The sequence below is a fragment of the Bradyrhizobium sp. CCBAU 53338 genome, from assembly GCF_015291665.1.
In the GTDB taxonomy this organism is placed as follows: Bacteria; Pseudomonadota; Alphaproteobacteria; order Rhizobiales; family Xanthobacteraceae; genus Bradyrhizobium.
In genome coordinates, this window is sequence record NZ_CP030048.1 from 5,666,695 (window position 1) to 5,690,495 (window position 23,801).

The window sequence follows — 23,801 nt, forward strand, 5'->3', positions numbered from 1 at the left end:
TCAGCCTCCTCTTGCAGCCGGTACCCTTCGTGGAGCGATCAAACATAGCGAAATCGCAAACCAGAAGATCGGATGTCGCACGTCGAAATGAAAGCCGATGAATATGGCCAGCCCGCAGACCAGCGCCGTCAGGGCATCCTGTTCGGCTCTCCGCGTCGCCAGGAGGGTCACCGCCAGCAACCAGCCGAAGTTAAGGACCGCGATGAACCCGCCCTGGACAAAGAGATCCAGAAAAGTGTTGTGCGCTTCGAAATTCGGGATCACCCCGAACTTCGGGTGCTCCTCATGTTTCGGAGCATTCGTGGAATCGCGTCGGCCCGCCACTATGGACTGCGGAATTTCGAGATGCGGACCGGGTCCAAGGCCCAGCAGACCTGCGTCGATTCCACGGCGGAGGGCACCGTTCCATACCTCGAACCGTAGCCGGGCAGTCTCGTCCGTGTCGCGACCGCCGCCGCCCTTGGTCATTCCCTTGGCGAAATCCTCAAGCTCGGCAGCAAGCGTGGACCCGAGTGGCGTGGCGTAAGCTATGGTCAGCGGCAGGGCCATAACAAGGAGCCAAGCAAACGCAGAGCGCAGGAGCATTTTTCGCTCGCGCGACATCAACCATTTCCAGAGCTTGAAAACCCCGAAAAGGGGCCCGGCCGCAAGCAGCACCAGCAGGAACGCATCGCTCTTCGTAAGCCGGCCTACGATGATCGCGACCATCATGCAAATCAGAGCAGTGATCCGCTCTCCATGTCGACGCGCAGAATCGGCCAGATGCAACGACAGTGGAACGAGCACCGCACAGTACAGCGCAAGCTGATTGGAGTTATCGCTGAAACCACGAAAGCGATCCCATTCCCATGTATCGTATTCGCCGGGGTCGAGCAGCCCCCAGCCGAACGCGACCTGGATGATCAGCCACGCCGCTCCGAGCGTCGCCGACAGCCAGGCGATCCGTTGCAGACGAGCCGCGGCGCCGGGTTCGACAACCATCAAGCCGCTCAGCGCCGCCGCCAGAAGATAAGCCCCGATGTCATGCGCAAACAGTGCCGGATCGTGACGGTCGCCGAGCACGTAGGCGGTCATCGTGCCGATGCAGAGGGCCACCGCGAATAGGAGCCAGAAAGTGAGCAACCGTGACAATGCCGGCGTCAACGGGGGACCAAGCCGAGCTATCTCTCTGGAGAACGTCAACAGGACCCAGACGAGCAAGCAAATCTCGGCAGGTCCGACGGGAGCACCATCCGGTCTCAACTGGGATGCGGTCGACAGCAACAGACCGACCGTCAGCAGCAAGTCCAACGCCACGCTAGTCTCCCGAGCACAAGTCCAACGCGGCTCGTCCACGCCCCGCGCCGATCTGAAGTCTCTCAATCACCAAACTGTGCAACGTCATGGCTACGCGCTACGCTCGCGAGCGCCTCCTCAAGCGTCGGCAACGGGTTCTTCATGGAGCGCTCCACCAGGTTTTGGTACACCGCGGCATAGCGCGCGACTGTGATATCGAGATTGAATTCCGCTCTCACCCGTTGCGACGCTCGGGCCGCCATCTTCGTGGCCGCGTCTCGATCATCGAGCTGGCGGAGAATTCCATCGGCCATGCGCCTCGGATCGCCCGGCGGCACAAGGAGGCCATTCCAGCCGTCTCGCACGACGTCGGTGCATCCAGGCATCGTCGTCGTCACGATTGGGCAGCCCGCCACCGCCGCTTCGAGAAGTGCGCGCGGGACTCCCTCATGATACTCGGTCGGAAATGCGAACAAGTCCGCGATGCCAAGCAACGAAGGCACGTCGGATCGCCGCCCCAGAGCCATTACGTAAGGCGCATGACGCTCGATCTCGGCCTCAGTCACCGCGAACGGTCCCTCGCTCTCTCGAGGCCCGACAAGCAGAAATCGGGCCCCGGGTCGATGCCGGTGGACGATCGCTGCCGCTTCGAGCAGCGTCGGGATCCCCTTCTGCCGAGTCATGCGGGACACCGTAACGATGATCTCGCGCCCTGCGAGACCGAGCGCTTCGCGAAGGGCTGCAGACGATGGTCCCACCACCGCGGCGCGATCAAACGTCGCGATATCGACGCCGGACCCCGGAATGAGCAGGCTGCCTCCTCTACCGATCATCCGGTGACGAATGAAGAAGGCCTGATCTTCGCGGTTCTGGAACACAGTGACCGCGACCCATTGGCTCGCCAGCCGCTCCAGTATGCGGTAGATCGGCCGAAGACTCAGGGCCATTGGCGATTGAGAGGAATACAGCCACCCGCGTCCATTGATCGTGCTAACGACCTTCACACCGTGCAGCCCGCCAGCGGCAAAGGGAACGAGGATGTTCAGCTTCGTGTCGAAGCATTGAACGAGGGTCGGACGAACATCGGCGATCAGCTTCGAGATCGCCCTGAAGGCCGACCAATCCGCAAGCGGATCGACGAACCGTGCGAAATCAAAAGGATGGAAATCGATTCCCGCCTGCAGAAACGGATTGGACGCGGCGCTTCCCGCCGCGCTTACTCGAAATCCCTTCCTTCGGAGCGCAAGCAGAAATGGGATTCGAAAAGAATGGTCTTCTCCTCCAATGCAGAGCAGGTGCGGTTTCACGTGGATGCCCTCACCTGTCGTCCATCCGAGCCGATCGACAGCGGAATCGCAGCTGCTACGGTGTTGACCCTGCTCGCTGCCGGCGCCTCTAGCCCTGCACTCCAGCCGTCGACTAGATCGCAGAGCGGCATCCACTCGTGCGCGCCAACGAGCGAGGCGAACCGTTGCTCGCATTTTTCGAGGTTGACGCGATGACGAAACGCGTGAGTGGCCTTGATTCCGGTGACTCGGGGCTGACCCGGGTCAATCTCCCAAGGATGGATATAGAAGATGTAAGGCGTTCCCGACTGCAGAATTCTGCGCACACCCCAGAGCCACAGCAAATAGGGGGCGAGCCGGAAATAGCCACCGCCCCCCCAGGGGATTCCATGCCTGCCGAGCCGGATGCAGGAGATGCAGACTTCATAGAAGCCCTCGCGCAGCAGCACGACCGGTCTGCCCGCATCCATCCCCTTCAATCGACCATAGCGATGGTGCGCAATGGTCGGCACAACCGAGGAATCGTAGTCAAAGCCCGCATCCTGCAGGATCGGCACTGCCCATTCGGTGATCGAGAAACTGGGCGCGCGGTAACCACGAACTCGCCTGCCGGTCAGATCTTCAAGATACTTCTTCGAACGGATCACGTCTGTCCGGAAGTCGGCCGGATTGAGCGAGTAGACCAGTTCGTGATTGTAGCCGTGAGATGCAACTTCATGCCCCGCCGCGGCTATCGCACGCACCAACTGCGGACACTTCTCGGCCACCCAGCCCAGAACGAAGAAAGTTGCGCGGACATTGCATCCACCAAGAATTTCTACCAATCGCATCGTGTTGCGCTCGACGCGCAACTCGCATCGGTCCCACGCCTCCCGCGCGATATTCAGATTTGCGGCATGAAACCAGTCCTCGACGTCGATGGACAGCGCAGCTTCGCCGAAAGACCGACGCTCGGTAGTCGAACCCGCTGGCACCTGTTCTTCGGCAGCAACATCCGTGCCGCACGATAAGTCCGTCCGGCTCTTGCAGTTATCGAACGGCTTGGTCCGTGGGATCGTCGGTTCGGCTCGCATTGCGCCGTCCATTCCATAACTCGAAATGAGCATTCGCATAAACAATTCTGTCCTAAACCGAGAATCAGTAACACGGCGATCCGGCCGAACGGGCGTGTATGACGGGGTATCCTCCTATAGGGGTATCCGGCTTCGAGCGGTCGACCTCAGCGCGGCGGCGGCGCCACCGAACCACAAGCTTGCGCTGCGCCGGCTTCCGAAGAGCGCTCAGCAACGCGGGTACAAGCAGGCCATTTGCGAAGAAGACAGGCCCGGATTTGCCAATCCCGGACTTCGCCGGCGTCGAAGCAACTTCCCAACGGTCGCGGATCGTCCAAAGGTTTCCCTTTTGAGGTAGTCCGGCTTTGCCTTGCATGAACAAACACGGGCAAGCGTAAGCTTTATTCGCTCAATAGCGCCGGAACGACGAGACTTTCCTGCAACAACGCAGCAAGATTGGATCTCCCGGGCAGCCGCGAGCTTCGGGCAATCGCATGAGACACCTCGAGATCGTCGAAGTGGCCGATGCCGGCCAGGAAGAGTGGCAGGGCTACGTGGAGCGCGCCTCTCAGGCTTCGCTGTACCACGCGCTCGGTTGGCGGGACGTTCTCCAGCACAGCTTCGGCCACCGGAGTTGGTATTTGATGGCACGATACCGCGGCGAAACGCGTGGAGTCCTGCCATTGGTCGAGATGAAGAGCTCACTCTTCGGGCACTCCCTCGTATCGCTGCCATTTCTCGACTACGGCGGCGTGCTGGCTGACGGCCCCGAATACGAGGCTGCGCTCACGACCGCGGCCGTCGATCTAGCCACGAAAAGAAGCGCGCAACATGTCGAATTGCGGCAGTCGACCGCGGCTACGAGACCATCGGAAGATGGATGGATGCTCCGCCAGCACAAGGCAGCGCTCGTCATTCCCCTTGATGCCGATGCCGACATGCACTGGTCCCGCTTGAATTCGCGGCTCCGTGGCAAGATCCGGAAAGCCGAGAAATCGGACGCCACATTTTCCATTGGGACACTCGAGGTGCTCAGCGATTTCTATCGCGTATTTTGCCTGAACATGCGGAACTTGGGTACGCCTGTTTACAGTCTGGCATTCTTCAAGAATGTCCTCCGGTTTGCGGAGGATGCCACCGTACTGATTGTGCATCGCGAGGGACGCCCGGCGGCTGCAGCGATCGCATTGCGTCGCAACGGACTGGTGGAGCTGCCATGGATCTGCTCGGACTACTCGCAATCCTCTTTTTATGTGAACGAATACTTGTACTGGAGCGCCCTCCAGTGGGCCTGTCAGTCGGGAGCTCATGAACTCAATTTGGGACGCTGCTCGGTCGACGGAGGCGTCTTTCGATTCAAGCAGCAATGGAATCCCGAAGTGCGGCCACTATTTTGGTATTACTGGGCGCCCCCCGGCGTCACGCCGCCGGAATTGAGCCCCAGCAACCCGCGATACGCCGTCGCGATCCACTGCTGGAAAAAGATGCCGCTGGCGCTCGCTAACCGTCTCGGACCGTGGATCGTGCGAAATATCCCATAGCGGCCCCAGCGACAGTCATCCACCCGACGCCGTCTGGGGCCAGGATGGCCGAGAGACATAATCTGCCACTGGTCCGCCGGGCTGGTCCCAGTTGCTCGACCAAACCACTTGCGATGCATCGGGCGACGGCGAAGCATGCGTCTCGCTGTAGTAGTCACGCTTTGCGTTGCGAGTCTGGGCGATGCGCCGCACCTGACCGCTCCCGTCGATTCGCACCGCAATGACTTCTCGATAGAATGGCGCGTAGCCCGGGCTGCCCGCCACCTTGGAGCGGGTCCCCTCGTAGCTTACGAAAGCCCAACCCGGTCGGCGGATGTTGCGGGTCGAAACGTGTGTCCCGTAGCCGGCCGGGATTAAATCAGTGACCTTTCCGTCCTGGAGCCGGCGCTTGATTACGTGCCACTTGTCGGGGTCCGCCTTGCTGACGCCGACATAGACGTCGCTCCCGTCAGCATCGATCGTCATATCGCCATGGCCGGGACGATGATGCTCGGGCCAGTACTGAATCTGCGTACCATCCAACGCAAAGATGTAGGTGACCTCCGTCTCGTCAGTCGTTCTGTGGAAACAGTAGACGTATCTTCCGGAAGGAGAAATACCGCAATACGCGTGCGCTCCCGGAAGGCTGCTGAGGTTGATATCCGGATACTTAATCTTCGTAGAAAGATCGTAGCCGAAGGCTACCAGCGCGCCCGCCCGGTTTGTCGCGACCACGACCAACCGATTGCCGTCGAACGACAGATTTCCCTTGTATGGTCCAAATTGGAGATTTGTATAGTCGGAAGGAGCATACACGATCGCCTTGACATCGTTCCGCGGCGCCCATCGATAGATCGCATAGCGGGATATGCAGATCATGAGTTCGGGATCGACAGGGTGCCACTTGCAATCGTCGCTCATCGGACGATGAAAAGCCGGTATGTAAGTCCTGCCGTCCAGGAAGCAGATCCCGTTGCAACCGTCGTTGATCGCCAACAGGCTCTGGTCGGCATTCCACGCTTGTGTGCTTGAGTACCGGTGCCGGCAATACTCAGGCTTGCAGAGACTACCGGGAGCGAGCAGCTGCCCGGGATCCGTCACACGCGTAAAGCTTGTCCCGAACTCCGGGTCCGTCGTCGCTTGAAGATAGCCGGGTCGCTCCATCGGAGGCGCGACGAGAATAGGAATGCTCGCCAGTTGGCTGTACGCGACAACGCCGAAGCCCGATGCCGCGAACAGCACTGCGCAAAGCGTCATCGCCGTCCTGAACACCGGCGCCTCCCGCCACTGAATGATTGCGACCGGCTCGAAGCCTCGGAGCGGAGCTTCCGCCATATCGCGCAGGCCCGGCACGGCTACACGGCTGAACCAATGTTCGCGCGCAAGCTGCCCCAGTCTGGTACCATGCCTTGAATGCCGTGGTCGGCACATTTTATCGGTACGTCGTCCGGTGCATGCCGCCCGCAGGCAACGCGCACCTACATCGTGCGGATCGAAGCACAATCAGACTCGCTAACTCTTCGGGTCGAGCAATGCCTACCCCTCTTGGCTATCGCACCCCGTAGGAACTACCCACTCCAGCACATGCACTCTGGAAAGCGACCGGCTTGACGATTGCAGATGATAACACGTTCTAGCCGAGCTGGCGGAACGGAGAGGACGATAGATTGAGCGTTCTCGCGTCTGGATCAGAAATCGTCACGAGAGAGTATCCAGTGTATCCACGGATCTTGCGTTGGTGGACAGCAGGATCCTTTCCCTCGGGAGAATGGAGTGCCAAATGTCCATGCAAACGCCGACCCCATTGATCATGAGGCCGACCTCGTTTGACCAGCTTACCCCGATCCGCAACTTCTCCGAGGTACGAGCAACGCCGGCTACCATTCTACGCATCGCCGTTGACATAGCCGTGATCTGGTTGGCATTTCTGCTGAGCTGGCTCGCCGAAGGCAACCACCTGAACACACTCATCCCGAATGGCTCGGGAATTATCCAGCTTGTGGGGCTTTCGTCGCTCCTCGCGTGCATCGCTTATATGAGCGCCGGCCTCTACAACCACCACAGCAAATACAATGCGTGGACCAAGATTGGCCGGATCGCCCTGATCAACCTCGGCATCCTCCTCATCGCAACTGTCATCAGGGCCACGACCGGCCTCTCCGGGCCACTCGAACCTCACCTGATCTTTACGACGGTCATCGGTGCCACCGCGCTGCTCTCGATGGCACGCATTGGCTCGCTTGTGCTTCGTTCGGAAGACTGGCCCGGCAGCCGTCTGGTAACTACCGAGCAGCCAGACGAGACCAAGGTCCTCGTCATCGGCGGTGGTGGATACATCGGATCGGCGCTGGTCAAAGAACTGCTGGACGGGGGCCTACGAGTCTCGGTTCTCGACGCAATGCACTTCGGCGAAGAGCCGCTCGCACGCGTTGCCGGACATCCAAATCTCACTCTGATACGCGAAGATTTCCGTCATATCGAAGCACTCACCAGAGCCGTAAGCGGCGTCGGTACGGTCATACACCTGGGAGGCTTGGTGGGAGACCCTGCTTGCGCATTCGATTCAGACCTTACCGTCGATGTGAATGTTACCGCCACCAAGGTGATCGGCGAGATCGCGAAGGCGCGCGGGGTCCGACGGTTCATATTCGCCAGCTCCTGCTCGGTCTACGGCGCCTGCGACGACACCGTGAACGAGGATTCCCACTTCAATCCGCAGTCGCTCTATGCCCGCAGCAAAGTCGCTTCCGAAGCCGTGCTCGATGCGCTGAACAGCCCGGACTTCTCTGTGACGTGTCTTCGCTTCGCCACGATCTACGGCATCTCGGGACGGACTCGGTTCGACCTTGTGGTCAACCTGCTTTGCGCGAAAGCCGTACGTGACAATGAGATTACGGTCTACGGCGCCGATCAGTGGCGCCCCTTCGTTCACGTGGAGGACGTGGCGCGAGCCATCGTGACAACGCTGCGGGCACCTCGCCACCTGGTTTCGGGAGAAGCATTCAACGTCGGCAGCGATGCCCAGAACTACACGCTCGGCGATGTCGCCGAGCTCATCCAAAAACAGGTGCCGGACGCGGCGATCATTTCCGACGATACTTTCGTCGACAAACGCAACTATCGCGTCTCTTTTGAAAAGATACGGAGCCGTCTCGGGTTCACCCCTGCATGGACCATCGAGAGCGGGATTGCGCAGGTCGTATCCGTGGTTCGCTCCAACCAGGTCGGCGACTATTCGCTGCCGACGTACAGCAACGTCCTCTACCTGAAGGAGCATGGAACAAAGAGCTTCTGCAACTTCAAGATCACCGGCTGGGAGCAGGAATTCATGAGCCTCGATCACATCGATCACATCGCACCTCAAGACACTATCGATCGACCGGCGGCATAGGAATCAGATCATGCAAGACATTCCCTCCCGCCGAACGTTCGTGTCGCCAAATGTGCACCACCGACGCATATCGACGCCGGCCTTGCCCGGTACACATGCGACGCCGGCCAAGATTCCCTGCTTTCGGCCCTCAATCGGTGAGGATGAAATCGAGGCGGTTGTCGACGTCTTGCGATCAGGCTGGCTGACCACTGGTCCCAGAGCCCGGGAGTTTGAGGAGAAGTTCGCGGCCTACATGGGCGAAGGCGTCCAAGCCGTCGCAGTGAATTCGGCGACTGCGGGACTGCATCTGGCTGCTGAAGCTTGCGGCATTGGACCCGGCGATGAAGTTCTCGTGCCGACCCTCACTTTTACAGCCTCGGCCTCGGTCATTCGCTATCTCGGCGCAGAAGTGGTGCTGGTCGACGTCGACGAAAATACCCACTGCATCGACCTGGAGCAGGCGGAGCGCCTCCTGACGCCGCGTTGCAAGGCAATCATACCGGTACATTTTGCCGGCTTCCCCTGTGACATGACCCAGGTGCTCGCCTTTGCGCGCCTGCACGGCCTCAAGGTCATTGAAGACGCAGCACATGCGATGCCGGCGCGGCGCGATGGCCGACTGGTCGGCTCGTGGGAATCGGACGCCTGCGTGTTCAGCTTCTACGCTTGCAAACCTATCACGACCGGCGAAGGCGGCATGATCGTGACCCGCAATGGTGACATCGCCGAGCGCGCGCGTGTCATGCGTACCCATGGGCTCAATCGGGACGCCTTCGACCGCTTCTCCAAGATCGGCGCTTCCTGGGCTTATGACGTCGTGGCACCGGGTTTCAAATACAATCTAACGGACGTCGCCGCAGCCATCGGGGTGGTTCAGCTCTCGCGTGCGAACGTATTGCAGGCATCGCGACAGGCAGCTGCCGAGCGGTACCTGAAAAGGCTCACTGGCCTGCCACTGGACTGTCCGGCTCGCCCACCTGCCGGCAGCCTTCATGCCTGGCACATGTTCCCGATACGCATCCATCAGAATGCGCGCGCCAACCGAGACGACCTGATCGCCGGCCTTACCGCGAAAGGCATCGGCACGTCGGTCCACTATCGGCCATTGCACGAGATGACTTATTGGAGGGAGCGCTATCGCTGCGAGCGGAGCGACTTTCCGGTCGCCAGCCGCTATTTCGAGGGGGCGGTGACGTTGCCATTGTTCCCCGGCATGACGAACGCGGAAGTCAATCGTGTCGTTGACGCTATCTGCTCCATTTTAGGATGACACAACATGCGATCCGCCCCCGATCGCAGCGGCCCCACCTCGCCGCCGTTCCTGACGTTGACGGCTAAGCGCGCACTCGACGTTGTGGGATCAGCCGTCGGCCTTATGGCGCTATGGCCCGTGTTTGCGGTCATCGCGATAGCCATCAAGGCAGACAGCCGTGGCCCCGTCTTCTTCCGCCAGGAGCGGGTCGGGCGAGGCGGACGCAGGTTCCGCATGCTCAAATTTCGTTCGATGGTCGTGGAGGCGGAGCGAATCGGCACCGCACTCACCGTGCGCGCCGACCCGAGAATCACGCGCGTGGGAGCCCTCCTCAGGAGAACGAAGGTCGACGAGCTTCCTCAGCTCTTCAACGTCCTCGTCGGCGACATGTCGCTGGTTGGACCTCGCCCCGAAGTGCCGCAATTCATGGAGTTCTATACACCGGATCAGCGGGCGGTTCTTCTCGCGATGCGGCCAGGCATCACCGACTACGCGGCCATCCTGTTTCGTGACGAAAGCTCTCTGCTCGAGGGAGAACGCGATCCGATCGACGTCTACAGGCGAGAGATAATGCCCGCCAAGTTCAGCTACTACGAACGCTACAGTTGCGAGATCGGTCTGCTGAACGACTTACGGATCATCGTGGCGACCGTATTGCTGCTCTGCGCTGGCCGGGTGCCGCGCTGGCTCGGTCTCGAATCCGGGGCAGCGTCGCCAGGGAACGAAGCGAGAGTTAATCCATGAGCCCGGCCAAACACCTGTGACAGAGGCCCCGACCATGTTCTGCATTTTCGAGAACTGAGCCTGTCTCGAAGATCGGCTGGTTGAACGAGGGGAGCGTTGACATGAGCTATTCTTCAGAGATCGAGACCCTGTTCTCCGGCCCTTCGGTCGCAGGCACCTATCCGCCGCACAACGGGCTTGCGGTAGGACCGAACTATATCGTCATGGTGGAGGGCTCCCGCATCGAGTGGACCGACCTCTCCGGCGGATCGCCGACGGTCCAATCGACCTATAACTTCTTCTCGTCCCTGTCGCCGACAGGCGGCCTGTATGACCAGCGCTGCGTATACGACCCGATCAATCAACGCTACATCGTGATCATGGAGTACAGCGCGTCGGGCTCCACCATCAGCGACATCGACATTGCGGTATCCAAGGACTCCAACCCGAACGATGGCTGGTATTTCTCACAGCTCAACACGTCGCTCACGATCAACGGCCAATTGACTTCGTCGGACCGCCCGATGCTATCGATCGACGGCTCCAACATCTACATCACCGCATCGCAATTCAATGTCGGCGTCTCAGGCTATGCCGGAACGGAAGCGTGGGTCATCGGCGATACGGCCGGCGCCGGTGGCGGCATCTACAATGGCGGGACACTGACCGTCACCGCCAGCGAGCTCACCCCGACGAGCCAGGGCATATTCGGGGTCTCCGCAGGCGGCAACGGCAAGACCTACTACGCGAGCACTTACCCCAGCGGCAGTCAACTGATCCTGGCGTTGCAGGCCTACGACGTGGCGAGCAACAGTTTCGGGTCCATCAGCACCATCAATCTCGGTGCGATTGACCAGGGCGGCTCCTCCTACACCGCCCAGCAATTGGGAACGAGCCTCCTGCTGGACGCCGGCGACAAGCGGATCGCCAAGCATGGTGTACGCCAACGGCTTTCTGTACGCCGTGGGTGAGGTCGAGCCGACCGGCTCGACTGTTCCCGTGGTTCACTGGCTCAAGGTAGACGTCAGCAATCCCGATGCACCGACCCTCGTCGCGCAAGGCAACATATCGGGTGATGCAATTGGCATCAACGTAGCGACTTTCAACCCTTCCCTTGCGGTCGACGCTGCGGGCGACGTCCTCATCAATTTCACCGCCAGCGGCCCGAACATGTATCCGGCCGATTATTACGTCTTCCAAGGGGCCCAGGATCCGGTCGGTTCTTTCAGCGCACCCATCCTGTATCAGGCCAGCACCGGATTCTTCAATTCGGGCGCCAGCGGCGTGCAACGTTGGGGCGTCAACTCCACGGCGGTCGTCGACCCCAACAATCCAAACTCATTCTGGATATCGAACGAATATATCGCCAATGGCTGGTGGCAGACGTCGGTCGCCCAGATCGCGATCCAGAACCTCTCCGCCGTGACGGTTTCCTCGATCACGCCGTCCGGCACGGGGATTACCAATGGTGCCGGCGACCTCAACGCCGGCGACGTCGTCACGCTGACCATCAACTTCAGCGCGGCCTTGACGGCGGACACGTCCGGCGGCACACCGACACTGACGCTCAATGACGGCGGTATCGCGACCTATGCCGGCGGTTCGGGTTCGACCGCCCTCACCTTCAGCTACACGGTCGCGGCCGGGCAGAACACATCCGATCTCACGGTCTCCTCGTTCAATCTCAACGGCGCAGCCGTGACGGACGGGGCAGGCAACGCTGCCGACGTTTCGGGTGCGGCCAACAACAACCCAAGCGGCATACTTCAGATCGACACCTCGGCGCCGGTACCCGCATTCAGCCAGTATCCTGCATCGAGCACCAACAGCACCACCGCGACCTTCGCCGTTACGACGTCCAACACCGAAACGGGCGGCGTGAGCTACGCGTACGAACTCGACGGCGCGAATATCTGGACCCCCGTCAGCGGAAACAATCTTACGCTGTTCGGTCTCGCGCTCGGGTCACACGCCATTCAGGTGCAAGCGACGGATGGAGCGGGGAACTTCTCTACCTCGCCCACAAGCTACGGCTGGACCATCACGCCCCCCGCGGCGCAGGTTGAGACGCAATTCTCCGGACCGTCCGTCACGGGCACCTCCCCGCCGAACAACGCTCTCGCCGTGGGGCCGAACAACGTGGTGATGATGGAGGCGTCCCGTATCGAATGGACGAACCTCACCGGCGGATCGCCGACGCTTCAATCGGTCTACAGCTTCTTCTCTCCTCTCGGAGCAGCGGCGACCAACTCGCTGAATCACCCGCGTTGCGTCTACGACAGCGTCAATCAGCGCTACGTCGTGATCATGGACAACAGCGCGTCCGGCCACACGGTGAGCAATATCGATATTGCCGTGTCCAAGGACTCGAATCCGAACGACGGCTGGTATTTTGCTTCGCTGAATACATCAATCACAATCAACGGTCAGTTGACCTCGGCCGATAGCCCGACACTGACCGTCGACGGCACGAATGTCTACATCACCGCAACAGCCTACAACGTAAATGTCTCGGGCACGGCCGGCACCGAATGCTGGGTCATCAGCGACACGGCCGGCGCGGGCGGCGGCCTCTATAGTGGCGGAACGCTTACAGTTGTCGGCAGCGAGGTCTTACCTGCAACGCAGAATGTCTTCACGGCAGTGGCCGGCAACAATGGTAAAACCTACTACGCAAGCGACTACTCGAACGGAAGTCAGATCGTCGTAACGCTTCAGGCCTACGACACGGCCACGAATACGTTTGGCACTAGCAGCACGATCAGTCTCGGCAACATTGATCAGGGTGGCTCTTACACTGCCCAACAACTGGGAACCAGCCTCCTGCTCGATGCTGGCGACAAGCGAGCCCGGAGCCTGGTCTATTCGAATGGCTTCCTTTACGGCGTTGCCGAAGTGAAGCCTGTCGGCTCGAATGTACCCGAGGTCCATTGGTACAAGATCGACGTCAGCAATCCCAATGCTCCATTTCTCGTTGCGCAAGGCGACATCTCCGGCGCAACGATCGGGACCAATGTGGCGACCTTCAACCCGTCCATCGCGGTGGACGCGGCGGGAGATGCCATCATCAATTTCACTGCCAGCGGCCCGAACATGTACCCGGCCGACTATTATGCCTATCAGAGGGCCAGTGATCCGCCCGGCTCGTTCAGCGCGCCGATCCTGTATCAAGCCAGCACCGGCTTCTTCAACTCCGGCAACGGCTCCAGCGTGCAACCTTGGGGCAACTATTCCACGGCGACCGTTGATCCCAACAACGCGAATTCGTTCTGGATCTCGAACGAATACGTTGCCGGTGGCTGGTGGCAGACGTCGGTCGCCCAGGTTGCGATCCAGAGCCCTACAGCTGCTCCGACCGTGTCCTCAATCGCGACATCCGGCACCGGAATTGCCGGCGGCACCGGCAACCTCAACACCGGCCAGACAGCCACGTTGACGGTAAACTTCAGCGCGGCCGTCACGGTGGACACCACGGCAGGCGCGCCAACGCTTACGCTCAACGACGGCGGCATCGCAACCTATGTCGGCGGGTCGGGCTCGACAGCCCTGACCTTCGGCTACACCGTTGCGGCTGGGCAGAATACACCCGATCTCGTCGTTTCGGCGTTCAACCTAAACGGCGCAGTCGTCAGCGACGGTACCGGCAATGCCGCCGACCTGTCCAAAGCGACCAACTACAATCCCGCCGGCACTCTGGAGGTGAACACGAGCGGCGTACCACACTACGGACACATCGTGGTCGTGGTCGAAGAGAACAAGAACTATGGCGAGATCGCCGGCAATATCGCGCAAGCGCCATACATCAACAGCCTGATGGCCGGCGGCGCCTCGTTCACCAACTTCACGGCGGAGACTCATCCGAGTGAACCGAACTACTACGCACTCTATGCTGGTTCGACGTTCGGCATCACCGACGACGGCGCTCACAACCTTGCGGATCCAACTCTATACACGCTGCTGCAGAACGCAGGCCTGACATTCACGGGCTACGTGGATGATTCCGGAACGGGCAATACTTCCAGCCACGAACCTTGGGTGTCATTCCCCGAGGGCCGCTCGGTTCAAACGGATTTCACCAGTTTCCCGGGGCTTTTTCCGACCGGGGATTATTCGAACCTACCGAACATTTCATTCGTCATTCCCAACCCGACCGACGACATGCACGACGGAACGGTCGCGCAGGGTGACGCGTGGCTTCAGCAGAACTTGAGCGCATATGCCCAGTGGGCGCTTGCCAACAATTCGCTCCTCGTCGTGACCTGGGATGAAAGCGATACCTCGCCCACGAACCAGATTCCGACCGTCATGTATGGCGCCGACGTCGCCTCGGGAAGCTACGGCGCGGCTTACAACCACTACAACCTCCTCAGCACGATACTTGCCTCATATGGCTTGACCGGACCGAACAACGCCGCGACGGCCGCGCCCATCCAGGTCTTCGGGAGTATTCCCACGGTATCTTCGATCACGACGAGCGGACCGGCCATCACAGGTGGCAGCGGCGACCTCAACGCCGGCCAGGTGGTCACGCTGACGGTGACTTTCAACGAGCCGGTGACCATCAATACCTCCGGCGGCACGCCGACGCTGGTCCTCAACGATGGCGGCGCTGCAACCTATACCGGTGGCACAGGCTCAACGGCGCTGACCTTCAGCTATACCGTTGCTGCCGGGCAGAACTCGGCCGATCTCGCCGTATCCTCGTTCAGCCTCAACGGCGCAACCGCGACGGATGGCGCCGGCAACGACGCCGACCTGTCGGGCGCGACCAACTTCAATCCGACCGGGATACTTCAGATCGACACCGTTGCGCCGACGATCTCTTCGATCGCGGCCTCCGGGCCGGGCATTACTAACGGCAATGGCGATCTGGATGCCGGCCAGGCAGTCACGCTCACGGTCAATTTCAACGAACCAGTCACTGTCAATACCGCCAGCGGCTCGCCGACCCTCACCCTCAACGATGGGGGCATCGCAACCTACACCGGTGGCACGGGCTCGACGGCTTTGACCTTCAGTTACACCGTTGCGGCCGGGCAAAACACGCCCGATCTCACCGTGACTTCGCTCGATCTCAACGGGGCGACCATGACGGACGGCGCAGGCAACGCTGCCGATCTGTCGGGCGCAACCAACTTCAATCCGGCCGGGACGCTGCAGATCGATACATTCGCGCCGTCGATTTCTTCGATCGCGTTCTCTGGGCCAGGTATCACCAATGGCAACGGCAATCTGGGCGCGGGCCAGGTGGTCACGCTCACGGTCAACTTCAGCGCAGCCGTCACGGTAGACACAACGGCAGGCTCGCCGACGTTCATCCTGAACGATGGCGGCATCGCGACCTATACTAGCGGAACCGGCTCGACGGCCCTCACCTTCAGCTACACCGTCGCGGCTGGGCAAAACACGTCCGACCTCACCGTGTCTTCGCTCAATCTCAACGGGGCGACCATGACGGACGGCGCTGGCAACGCCGCCGACCTTTCGGGCGCAACCAACTACAACCCAGGCGGAACGCTGCAGATCGACACCCTGGCGCCAACCGTCTCCTCGATCACGACCTCCGGCACCGGCATCACGAACGGCGCCAGCGATCTCAACGCCGGCCAAGTGGTCACGCTCACGGTGAGTTTCAGCGCGGTCGTCACGGTGAATAGTGCGGGCGGCTCGCCGACGCTCACGCTCAACGACGGCGGCACGGCAACATACACAGGTGGCACGGGCTCGACGGCCCTGACCTTCAGCTACACCGTCGCGGCCGGGCAAAACACGTCCGATCTCACCGTGTCTTCGCTCAATCTGAGCGGTGCAATCATCGCCGACGGTGCCGGCAACGCCGCCGACCTTTCGGGAGCCAGCAACTACAATCCGGCGGGAACACTGCAGATCGACACCTTGGCGCCAATCGTCTCCTCGATCACGACCTCCGGCACCGGCATCACGAACGGCGCCGGCGATCTCAATGCCGGCGATGTGGTCACGATCACCGTCAATTTCAGTGAGGCGGTGGCGGTCAATACCGCCGGCGGCTCGCCGACGCTGATCCTCAACGACGGTGGCAACGCGACCTATACCGGCGGCACGGGCTCGACGGCCCTCACCTTCAGCTACACCGTTGCGGCCGGACAGAACACGCCCGATCTCACCGTGTCTTCCCTCAATCTTAACGGCGCCACCATCACCGACGGCGCCGGAAACGCGGCCAACCTGTCGGGCGCCACCAACGCCAACCCGTCCGGCGCGTTGCAGATCGACACCATCGCGCCGACCATTTCCTCGATTGCGGTCTCCGGCACCGGGATCACGAACGGCACGGGCATCCTCAAAGCCGGCCAGGTGGTTACGTTCACCGTCAATTGCAGTGAAGCCGTGGCCGTCAATACCGCGGGCGGTACGCCATCGCTCGGGCTCAACGACGGCGGCACCGCGACCTACACCGGCGGCTCGGGATCGGCGGCCCTCACCTTCAGCTATACCGTCGCTGCCGGACAGAACACGCCCGATCTCACCGTATCTTCGCTCAATCTCAACGGCGCCACCATGACGGACGGCGCCGGCAACCTCGCCGACCTGTCGGGAGCGGCCAACTATAACCCGGCCGGGACGCTGCAGATCGACACCACGGCGCCGTCGGCGCCGACCGGTCTTTCACTCGATGCCGCGACCGACAGCGGCGCACTGGGCGACGGGATCACTAATCTTACCCAGATCAAGATCGACGGCACGGCCGCGCCGGGCAGCACGATTACGCTCTACGATTCGAACGGAACGACCGTAATCGGAACTGGAACCGCTAACGCCATCACGGGTGCGTTCGGCATTACCACGTCGGTTCTGGCCAACGGCACGCACAACATCACGGCCAAGGCGACCGACGCAGCCGGCAACGTCAGTCCAGCCTCGAGCCCCTGTGCCGTAACGGTCGATACCACCGCGCCGACGGTCACCTCGATCGCAACTTCCGGTGCGGGAATCGCCGGCGGCAGTGGTGACCTCAACGCTGGCAAGGTCGTCACGTTGACGCTCAACTTCAGTCAGGCAGTCACCGTGAACACGAGCGGCGGCTCACCGACCCTGACACTTAACGACGGCGGCACCGCAACCTATGCGGGGGGATCCGGAACGAGCGCACTTGTCTTCAGCTATACCGTTGCAGCAGGCCAGAACACGTCCGACCTGATTGTGTCCCGCTTCAATCTCAACGGCGCAACTGTCCGGGATCTGGCGGCAAACAATGCCAACCTGGCAGGCGCGACCAACTACAATCCGGCCGGCACGCTGCAGATCGATACGTCGGCGCCAACCATCAGCATCAACACCATCGCCGGCAACAACATCGTCAGCGGCACGGAAGCTTCGGCCGGGTTCGCGATCACCGGCAAAACTACTGCCGTCGAGAATGGGCAGATCGTCACCGTCAACATCCTCAACAGCGCGAATACCATCGTCGACAGCTATACGACAGCGGACAGCAGCAATGCCTGGTCGGTCACCGTTACGAGCGCACAGGCGCTCGCCTTGGCCGATGGCCAGTATACCGTAGCTGCCAGCGTTTTGGACAAAGCCGGAAATCCGGCGCCGACCGGCACGCGTGCGCTGACGGTCGATGAGGACAAGGGGCCCGAAGCGCCGACGCTGAGTATCAGCAACACGTCGCCGACGGTACCCGCCGGCGGATCGATACCGCTGGGAATTACAGCGACGCCCGTCGACGCCGACGACAGATTGTCGGTAACGATCAGCGGCGTCCCGAGCTACGAGGTGATCACCGCTCCCTCTGGCTACAGTGTATCGAGCAAGAAGCAGTCAAACGGGACTTATACCTGGACCATCACGCAAGGAACCGCGGGCACACCGCTTACCGGCTTGACCCTCACCTCACACTACACGGGGACGGGTCATCCCGTTGCAACATTCACGGTGACGGCGAGCAATACGACCTCCGGGGAAGCTGCGACATCCGCGGCACAAACCATGCTGGTGACCGATCCGCCGGTCGGCACGTCAGGCGGTCTATTGGCCAACTGGCCTCAGGGCCTCTCCGTCGCATCGGCCCAGGACTCCGGGAACGTGGATCGCCTTCTGGCCCTCATGGATCAGTTCACCGCCGCCGGCTTCGAGTCGAACCGACCGGGTACAGGCACGATCACCCCCACGCTCGATCCGAACGGCGGTCGCGATCATCCATCGCTGGCCATACCGAACCAGCCGCAATCGTGGATGCATTCGTAATCCGGTGAACGGCTGCTCCATTGCCGGCTCGCCGGCGAACAGGAACTTGGAAGTCTGCCTATGGCCCAAGACAATGACCCCGGACTGTTCGCCCTCGTCATGATGCTGCGGGCCCACGGTATCGCGGCTGAGCAGCCACAGCTGCGCCATGGGCTGGGATCGACGACGGTCGGCGTCGTGGAGATGCTTCGTTGCGCGAAGGGGTTCGGGCTGAAGGCCCGAGCGGTCCGGACGACGTGGGCACGGCTTGCCCACACGCCGCTACCGGCAATCGCAGTCTTGAACGACGGTGGCTTCCTGCTTCTCGGCAAGGCAGGCGACGACAAGGTGCTCGTTCAACGCGCTTCGGCGCCCCGCCCGGAAATGCTGTCTCGAGCCGAGTTCGAAGCGGTGTGGAGCGGCCAGCTGGTTCTGATGGCGAGACGTGCATCGCTTTCCGCCCTGTCGCGACATTTTGACATCACCTGGTTTCTTGGTGCCATGCGCAAGTATCGTCACCTCCTGGTCGAGGTGCTGGTCGCCTCGCTCTTCCTGCAGATATTTGCACTGGTGACTCCCCTATTCTTCCAGGTTGTGATCGACAAGGTGCTCGTGCATCGCGGCCTGACCACGCTCGAAGTACTGATGGTCGGCCTGGTAACCATCAGCGTTTTCGAAGCCGTTCTCGCGGCACTACGCACACATCTGTTCGCCCACACCACAAGCCGCATCGATGTCGAGCTGGGGGCCCGCCTGTTCCGTCACCTGCTTTCGTTGCCGCTCGGTTACTTTCAAGCCCGTCGCGCCGGAGACTCGATCGTACGAGTGCGCGAGCTCGAGACCATCCGTAATTTCCTGACCAGTTCGGCTTTGACACTAGTCATCGACCTGCTGTTTACAGTCATTTTCCTGGGCGTGATGGTCGCTTATTCGCCCTGGCTCACCTTGATCGTTCTCAGCGCCTTTCCCTTCTACATCGGTATCTCGGCAGGTGCATCGCCGCTTTTCCAACATCGACTCGATGAAAAGTTTCAGCGTGGTGCCGAGAACCAGGCCTTTCTGGTCGAAAGCGTTACCGGCGTCGAGACCTTGAAGGCCATGGCGGTCGAGCCGCAGATGCAGCGCCGCTGGGAAGAGCAGCTTGCAGCCTATGTCGGCGCAAGCTTTCGCGTCCTTAGCCTGGGCAACGCGGCAAGCCAGGCCATTCAGCTGGTAAGCAAGCTCGCCACCGCCGCCATCCTGTTCTTCGGGGCCAAGCTCGTGATCGAGGGAAACCTGACCGTCGGCGAGCTCGTCGCATTCAACATGCTTGCCGGCCGCGTCAGCATGCCGGTGCTGAGACTGGCCCAGATATGGCAGGATTTTCATCAGGCGCGCCTCTCGATCCAGCGGCTCGGCGATATCCTCAATACCCGTGCCGAGACGACGATCGGCACGGCTCGCACGGCCCTGCCTCCGGTTCGAGGCGAGGTCGAATTCGAGCATGTTCATTTTCGCTACCGCATCGACGGGGCGGAAATCCTGAACGACGTGAGCTTCCGCGTATCTGCGGGCCAGATCATCGGGATCGTCGGCCCGTCCGGCTCCGGCAAGAGCACGCTTGCCAAACTCGTGCAGCGGCTCTTCGTACCCGAGACGGGGCGCGTCCTGGTCGATGGCGTCGACCTCGCCATGGTCGACACCACCTGGTTGCGACGGCAGCTCGGCGTCGTGCTCCAGGAGGACATCCTGTTCAACCTCTCCGTCCGCGACAATATCGCGCTCGCCGATCCAGCCATGACCATGGAGAAAGTCGTCGCCGCAGCGTCCCTCGCGGGGGCGCACGATTTCATTCTCGAGCTCCCGGAGGGTTACGACACTCTGGTCGGAGAGCGGGGCAGCAACCTGTCCGGCGGGCAACGTCAACGCATTGCGATCGCGCGAGCGCTCGCGACTGACCCACGCATCCTGATCTTCGACGAAGCGACGAGCGCACTGGACTATGAGAGCGAACGAATCATCCAGGAGAACATGCGGCGGATATGCGAGCAGCGCACCGTTTTCGTGATTGCGCACCGGCTGTCGACGGTGCGCGGCGCCGATCGGATCCTGACGATCGAGCACGGGCGCCTCGTCGAAGACGGGACACACGACGAGCTGATGCGTCTGAAAGGCTCCTACGCCAAGCTGCAGCATCTGCAAGCGGGGGTTCAATGACCGCGGACAAAGTGATCGAATTTCCGCAGCGGCAGACCCGCCGTCGCAGCCATGAGACGGCGTTTCTGCCTGCCACGCTCGAAATAATCGAGACCCCACCCTCGCCGACGGGCCGCGCGATCGGTGCTACGATCATCGCAGTGTTCTGCTCGGCCCTGATCTGGGCGTCGATCGGGAAAGTCGACGTGGTGGCCACGGCTGCGGGCAAGGTTGTGCCAAGCGGCCGGACCAAAACCATCCAGCCCTACGAAGCCGGTGTCGTGCGGGCGATCCATGTTCGCGACGGAACCTCCGTCAAAAAAGGCGACGTGATGATCGAGCTGGATCCGACGATCAGCGCCGCCGAAGTCGAACATGCCAGAAGCGACCTCGTCGGCGCCGAGCTCGATGTCGCGCGGCTCCGTTCAGCGCTTCGTGGCGAGGCCGAATTCATTGCGCCGGCGGGAGCGCCCGATGATCTCGTCGAGACCCATCGCCGGTTGTTGTCTGTCCAGGCCGCCGAACACCAGGCCAGAATTGCCGAGGTTGACGGGCAGATCGCGCAGAAAGTTGCTGAACGCGATACGATCGCAGCCATGATCGCGAAGACCGAAGCAATCATCCCGCCGCTTCAAGAGAGGGTCAATATCCGCCAGTACCTCTATGAACGGCAAGTCGGCTCGCAGCTCACCTATCTCAGCGAGTTTCAAGATCTCCTCGGGCAGCAGCATGATCTGCTGGTCCAACAGAGCCGTCGGCGCGAGGCAGACGCATCGATAAAGGCACAGACCGAAGCGCGGACCAGGGCCGAGGCGGAGTATCGCCGCAACCTGTTCGATGACCTGGCCAAGGCGGAACAGAAGGCCGCGGGTCTCGCCCAAGACTTCATCAAGGCCGAACGCAAAGCCAAGCTTCAGATTCTGAGCGCGCCGATCGACGGCGTCGTCCAGCAACTTGCAGTGCACACCATCGGCGGAGTGGTTACACCCGCACAAGCGCTTGCCGTCGTCGTGCCGCGCGACAGCGAACTTGAGATTGAAGCAATGCTATCCAATCGAGATATCGGATTCGTCGTCGCGGGACAGAGCGCCGAGATCAAGGTGGATACCTTCAATTTCACCCGCTATGGCTTGCTCCATGGGAAGGTGACGAGCGTCTCGCCCGACGCCATCCCCCGCACACGGCCGGAAGAACCGTCCCGAGCATTATTGAACGGCGCACCAAACACAACGAGTGAGGTTAACGGCCAGGAACTGGTCTATGCCGCCCGTGTCGCACTCGACCAGACACACATGGAAATCGAGGGCTCTTCCGTCCGGCTCCTGCCGGGCATGGCAGTAACGGTCGAGATCAAGACCGCCTCACGTCGTATCATCAACTATCTGCTCTCCCCGCTCGCGCGGTATCGACAGGAAGCTATGAGAGAGCGATAAGCGCGCACCTGCGTCAGCCAAGCGGCTTCGTTGAATTCAACGGCAAGCCGGTTGCTTCCGTGAAAAATGGCTCAAGACCGAGGTAGGGCTCGCCGGCCGACCGGGAAAGGTGACGCCCCACACCGCGCGCCATTCCGCTGCGACAAGGCTCATGGCGTGCAGATCTATGGGGCGGCCGGGTTCCTGGGCATGTCTCCCGAGCTCCAGCGGGACACCTGCGGGCACCACCACCCAGACAATCTCCAGGGGGCGGCCACGGCTATCGGCCCAAAAGGCCGGCACGTTCCGGTGGTTGAAACGATGGTTGACTCGGGAAAGACCAGCGATCAGAAGGAAAAACCTAATGATTTCTGGTCGGAGTGGCAGGATTCGAACCTGCGACCCCTGCGTCCCGAACGCAGTGCTCTACCGGGCTGAGCCACACTCCGACAAGAGGCCGGCTTATAGCGTCGGGTTTGGCGCACCGCAAGCGGCCGATATGAGGAATTTTGTCCCTGTGAAAACGGGTCTTGAAACGTCGATTTTACCGGCAGGCCGGGCCGCCGCCGAGGCCGCCGCCCGAACGCTGGCCGCCGGCGGGCTCGTTGCGTTTCCGACCGAGACGGTCTACGGGCTCGGGGCGGACGCCGCCAATGCCACGGCGGTCGCCCACATCTACAGTGCCAAGGGCCGGCCGGCCTTCAATCCGCTGATCGCTCACGTCCCCGACCTCGCGGCTGCGCGGCGGATTGGCCGGTTCGACGCGCGTGCGCTCAAGCTGGCCGAGGCGTTCTGGCCGGGGCCGCTGACGCTGGTGGTGCCGAAGACCGCTGATTGCCCGGTGGCCGATCTTGCCACGGCCGGCCTCGACACCGTCGCGATCCGCATTCCCGCGCACCCCGTGGCAGAGGCCATTCTGCGTGCCTTTGGCGGGGCGGTGGTGGCGCCGTCCGCGAACATCTCCGGCCACGTCTCGCCGACGCTGGCGGCTCACGTCGAGACCGATCTTGCGGGGCGGATCGACCTGATCGTCGACGGTGGGCCTGTCGCGGTCGGCGTCGAATCGACCATCGTCGGCTGCTTCAACGCGCCGATGCTGCTCCGGCCTGGTGGGCTGTCGCGCGAACGGATCGAGGCCGTGCTGGGCATGCCCTTGGCGCGACCGCCAGTGGAGGCCGAGAGCGATGACAGCCAGCCGCTGGCGCCCGGCATGCTGGCCTCGCACTACGCGCCCCGCGCGACCGTGCGGCTGCGCGCACAGGACGTTGCGCCTGATGAAGCGTTGCTGGCGTTCGGCCCGGATCGCCTGCCGGGCCAGGAGGCCGCCGCCGTTGTCATGAATTTGTCGCCCGCAGCTGATCTCGATGAAGCCGCGGCCAATCTCTTCGGCTATCTTCGCAGCCTCGATGCGAAGGCACCAAAGGCGATCGCCGTCATGACAATCCCCGAAGAAGGCTTGGGCGAAGCGATCAACGACCGGCTGCGGCGCGCGGCCGTTGCGCGATAAGAGTGGAAGAAGAGA

Annotated in this window: 13 protein-coding genes and 1 tRNA gene; 9 read left to right on the plus strand and 5 right to left on the minus strand. The window is 61.5% G+C overall.

The window, feature by feature from the left end; translation table 11 throughout:
- The 3 genes from XH90_RS26555 to XH90_RS39120 form a co-directional block, all read right to left on the minus strand.
- Window positions 1–1,296: an O-antigen ligase gene (locus XH90_RS26555; RefSeq protein WP_194477251.1), complete on the minus strand. Its 1,296-nt coding sequence runs from the start codon at window positions 1,294–1,296 to the stop codon at window positions 1–3.
- A 62-nt stretch (window positions 1,297–1,358) separates the two neighbouring features.
- A complete protein-coding gene (locus XH90_RS26560; protein ID WP_246755594.1) occupies window positions 1,359–2,582 on the minus strand; it encodes a glycosyltransferase family 4 protein in 1,224 nt (407 codons plus the stop codon).
- Entirely contained in the window at window positions 2,579–3,646 is a 1,068-nt protein-coding gene (locus tag XH90_RS39120; RefSeq protein ID WP_246755595.1) for an XrtA system polysaccharide deacetylase, read from the minus strand. The genes XH90_RS26560 and XH90_RS39120 overlap by 4 nt, the downstream gene beginning before the upstream one ends.
- 461 nt (window positions 3,647–4,107) lie before the next feature.
- Here XH90_RS39120 and XH90_RS26565 point away from each other — a divergent pair, with 461 nt between their 5' ends.
- Window positions 4,108–5,154, plus strand: a complete 1,047-nt coding sequence (locus tag XH90_RS26565; protein WP_194477253.1) for a FemAB family XrtA/PEP-CTERM system-associated protein — start codon at window positions 4,108–4,110, stop codon at window positions 5,152–5,154.
- A gap of 15 nt (window positions 5,155–5,169) precedes the next feature.
- On the opposite strand, the gene XH90_RS26570 is transcribed toward XH90_RS26565, so the two are convergent.
- Window positions 5,170–6,486, minus strand: coding sequence for a hypothetical protein (locus XH90_RS26570; protein WP_194477254.1), 1,317 nt, complete (start codon window positions 6,484–6,486; stop codon window positions 5,170–5,172).
- A gap of 427 nt (window positions 6,487–6,913) precedes the next feature.
- Here XH90_RS26570 and XH90_RS26575 point away from each other — a divergent pair, with 427 nt between their 5' ends.
- The 7 genes from XH90_RS26575 to XH90_RS26605 all read left to right on the plus strand — a co-directional run bounded on the left by XH90_RS26575 (window position 6,914) and on the right by XH90_RS26605 (window position 22,300).
- Entirely contained in the window at window positions 6,914–8,524 is a 1,611-nt protein-coding gene (locus tag XH90_RS26575; protein WP_246755596.1) for an NAD(P)-dependent oxidoreductase, read from the plus strand.
- Window positions 8,525–8,534: 10 nt separating this feature from the next.
- Window positions 8,535–9,776 carry a DegT/DnrJ/EryC1/StrS aminotransferase family protein gene (locus XH90_RS26580; RefSeq protein WP_194477255.1) on the plus strand — a complete coding sequence of 414 codons (1,242 nt, stop codon included), beginning with the start codon at window positions 8,535–8,537 and terminating at the stop codon, window positions 9,774–9,776.
- 6 nt (window positions 9,777–9,782) lie between these two features.
- Complete coding sequence (locus XH90_RS26585; protein WP_194477256.1) at window positions 9,783–10,502, plus strand: sugar transferase; 720 nt, start codon at window positions 9,783–9,785, stop codon at window positions 10,500–10,502.
- Window positions 10,503–10,603: 101 nt separating this feature from the next.
- Complete coding sequence (locus tag XH90_RS26590; protein ID WP_194477257.1) at window positions 10,604–11,452, plus strand: hypothetical protein; 849 nt, start codon at window positions 10,604–10,606, stop codon at window positions 11,450–11,452.
- Window positions 11,415–18,713 carry an alkaline phosphatase family protein gene (locus tag XH90_RS26595; protein WP_194477258.1) on the plus strand — a complete coding sequence of 2,433 codons (7,299 nt, stop codon included), beginning with the start codon at window positions 11,415–11,417 and terminating at the stop codon, window positions 18,711–18,713. Before XH90_RS26590 ends, XH90_RS26595 begins: the two co-directional genes overlap by 38 nt.
- A 60-nt stretch (window positions 18,714–18,773) precedes the next feature.
- Entirely contained in the window at window positions 18,774–20,888 is a 2,115-nt protein-coding gene (locus XH90_RS26600; protein WP_194477259.1) for a type I secretion system permease/ATPase, read from the plus strand.
- Window positions 20,885–22,300 carry an HlyD family type I secretion periplasmic adaptor subunit gene (locus XH90_RS26605; protein WP_194477260.1) on the plus strand — a complete coding sequence of 472 codons (1,416 nt, stop codon included), beginning with the start codon at window positions 20,885–20,887 and terminating at the stop codon, window positions 22,298–22,300. The genes XH90_RS26600 and XH90_RS26605 overlap by 4 nt, the downstream gene beginning before the upstream one ends.
- Before the next feature lie 351 nt (window positions 22,301–22,651).
- Here the strand turns inward: XH90_RS26605 and XH90_RS26610 are convergent.
- Window positions 22,652–22,728 (minus strand) — tRNA-Pro (locus XH90_RS26610).
- Window positions 22,729–22,796: 68 nt separating this feature from the next.
- Between XH90_RS26610 and XH90_RS26615 the strand changes: the two genes are divergently transcribed.
- The gene (locus tag XH90_RS26615; protein ID WP_194477261.1) at window positions 22,797–23,786 is read left to right on the plus strand and encodes an L-threonylcarbamoyladenylate synthase; all 990 of its coding nucleotides are present in this window, start codon (window positions 22,797–22,799) and stop codon (window positions 23,784–23,786) included.
- The last annotated feature ends 15 nt before the right edge of the window (window positions 23,787–23,801 follow it).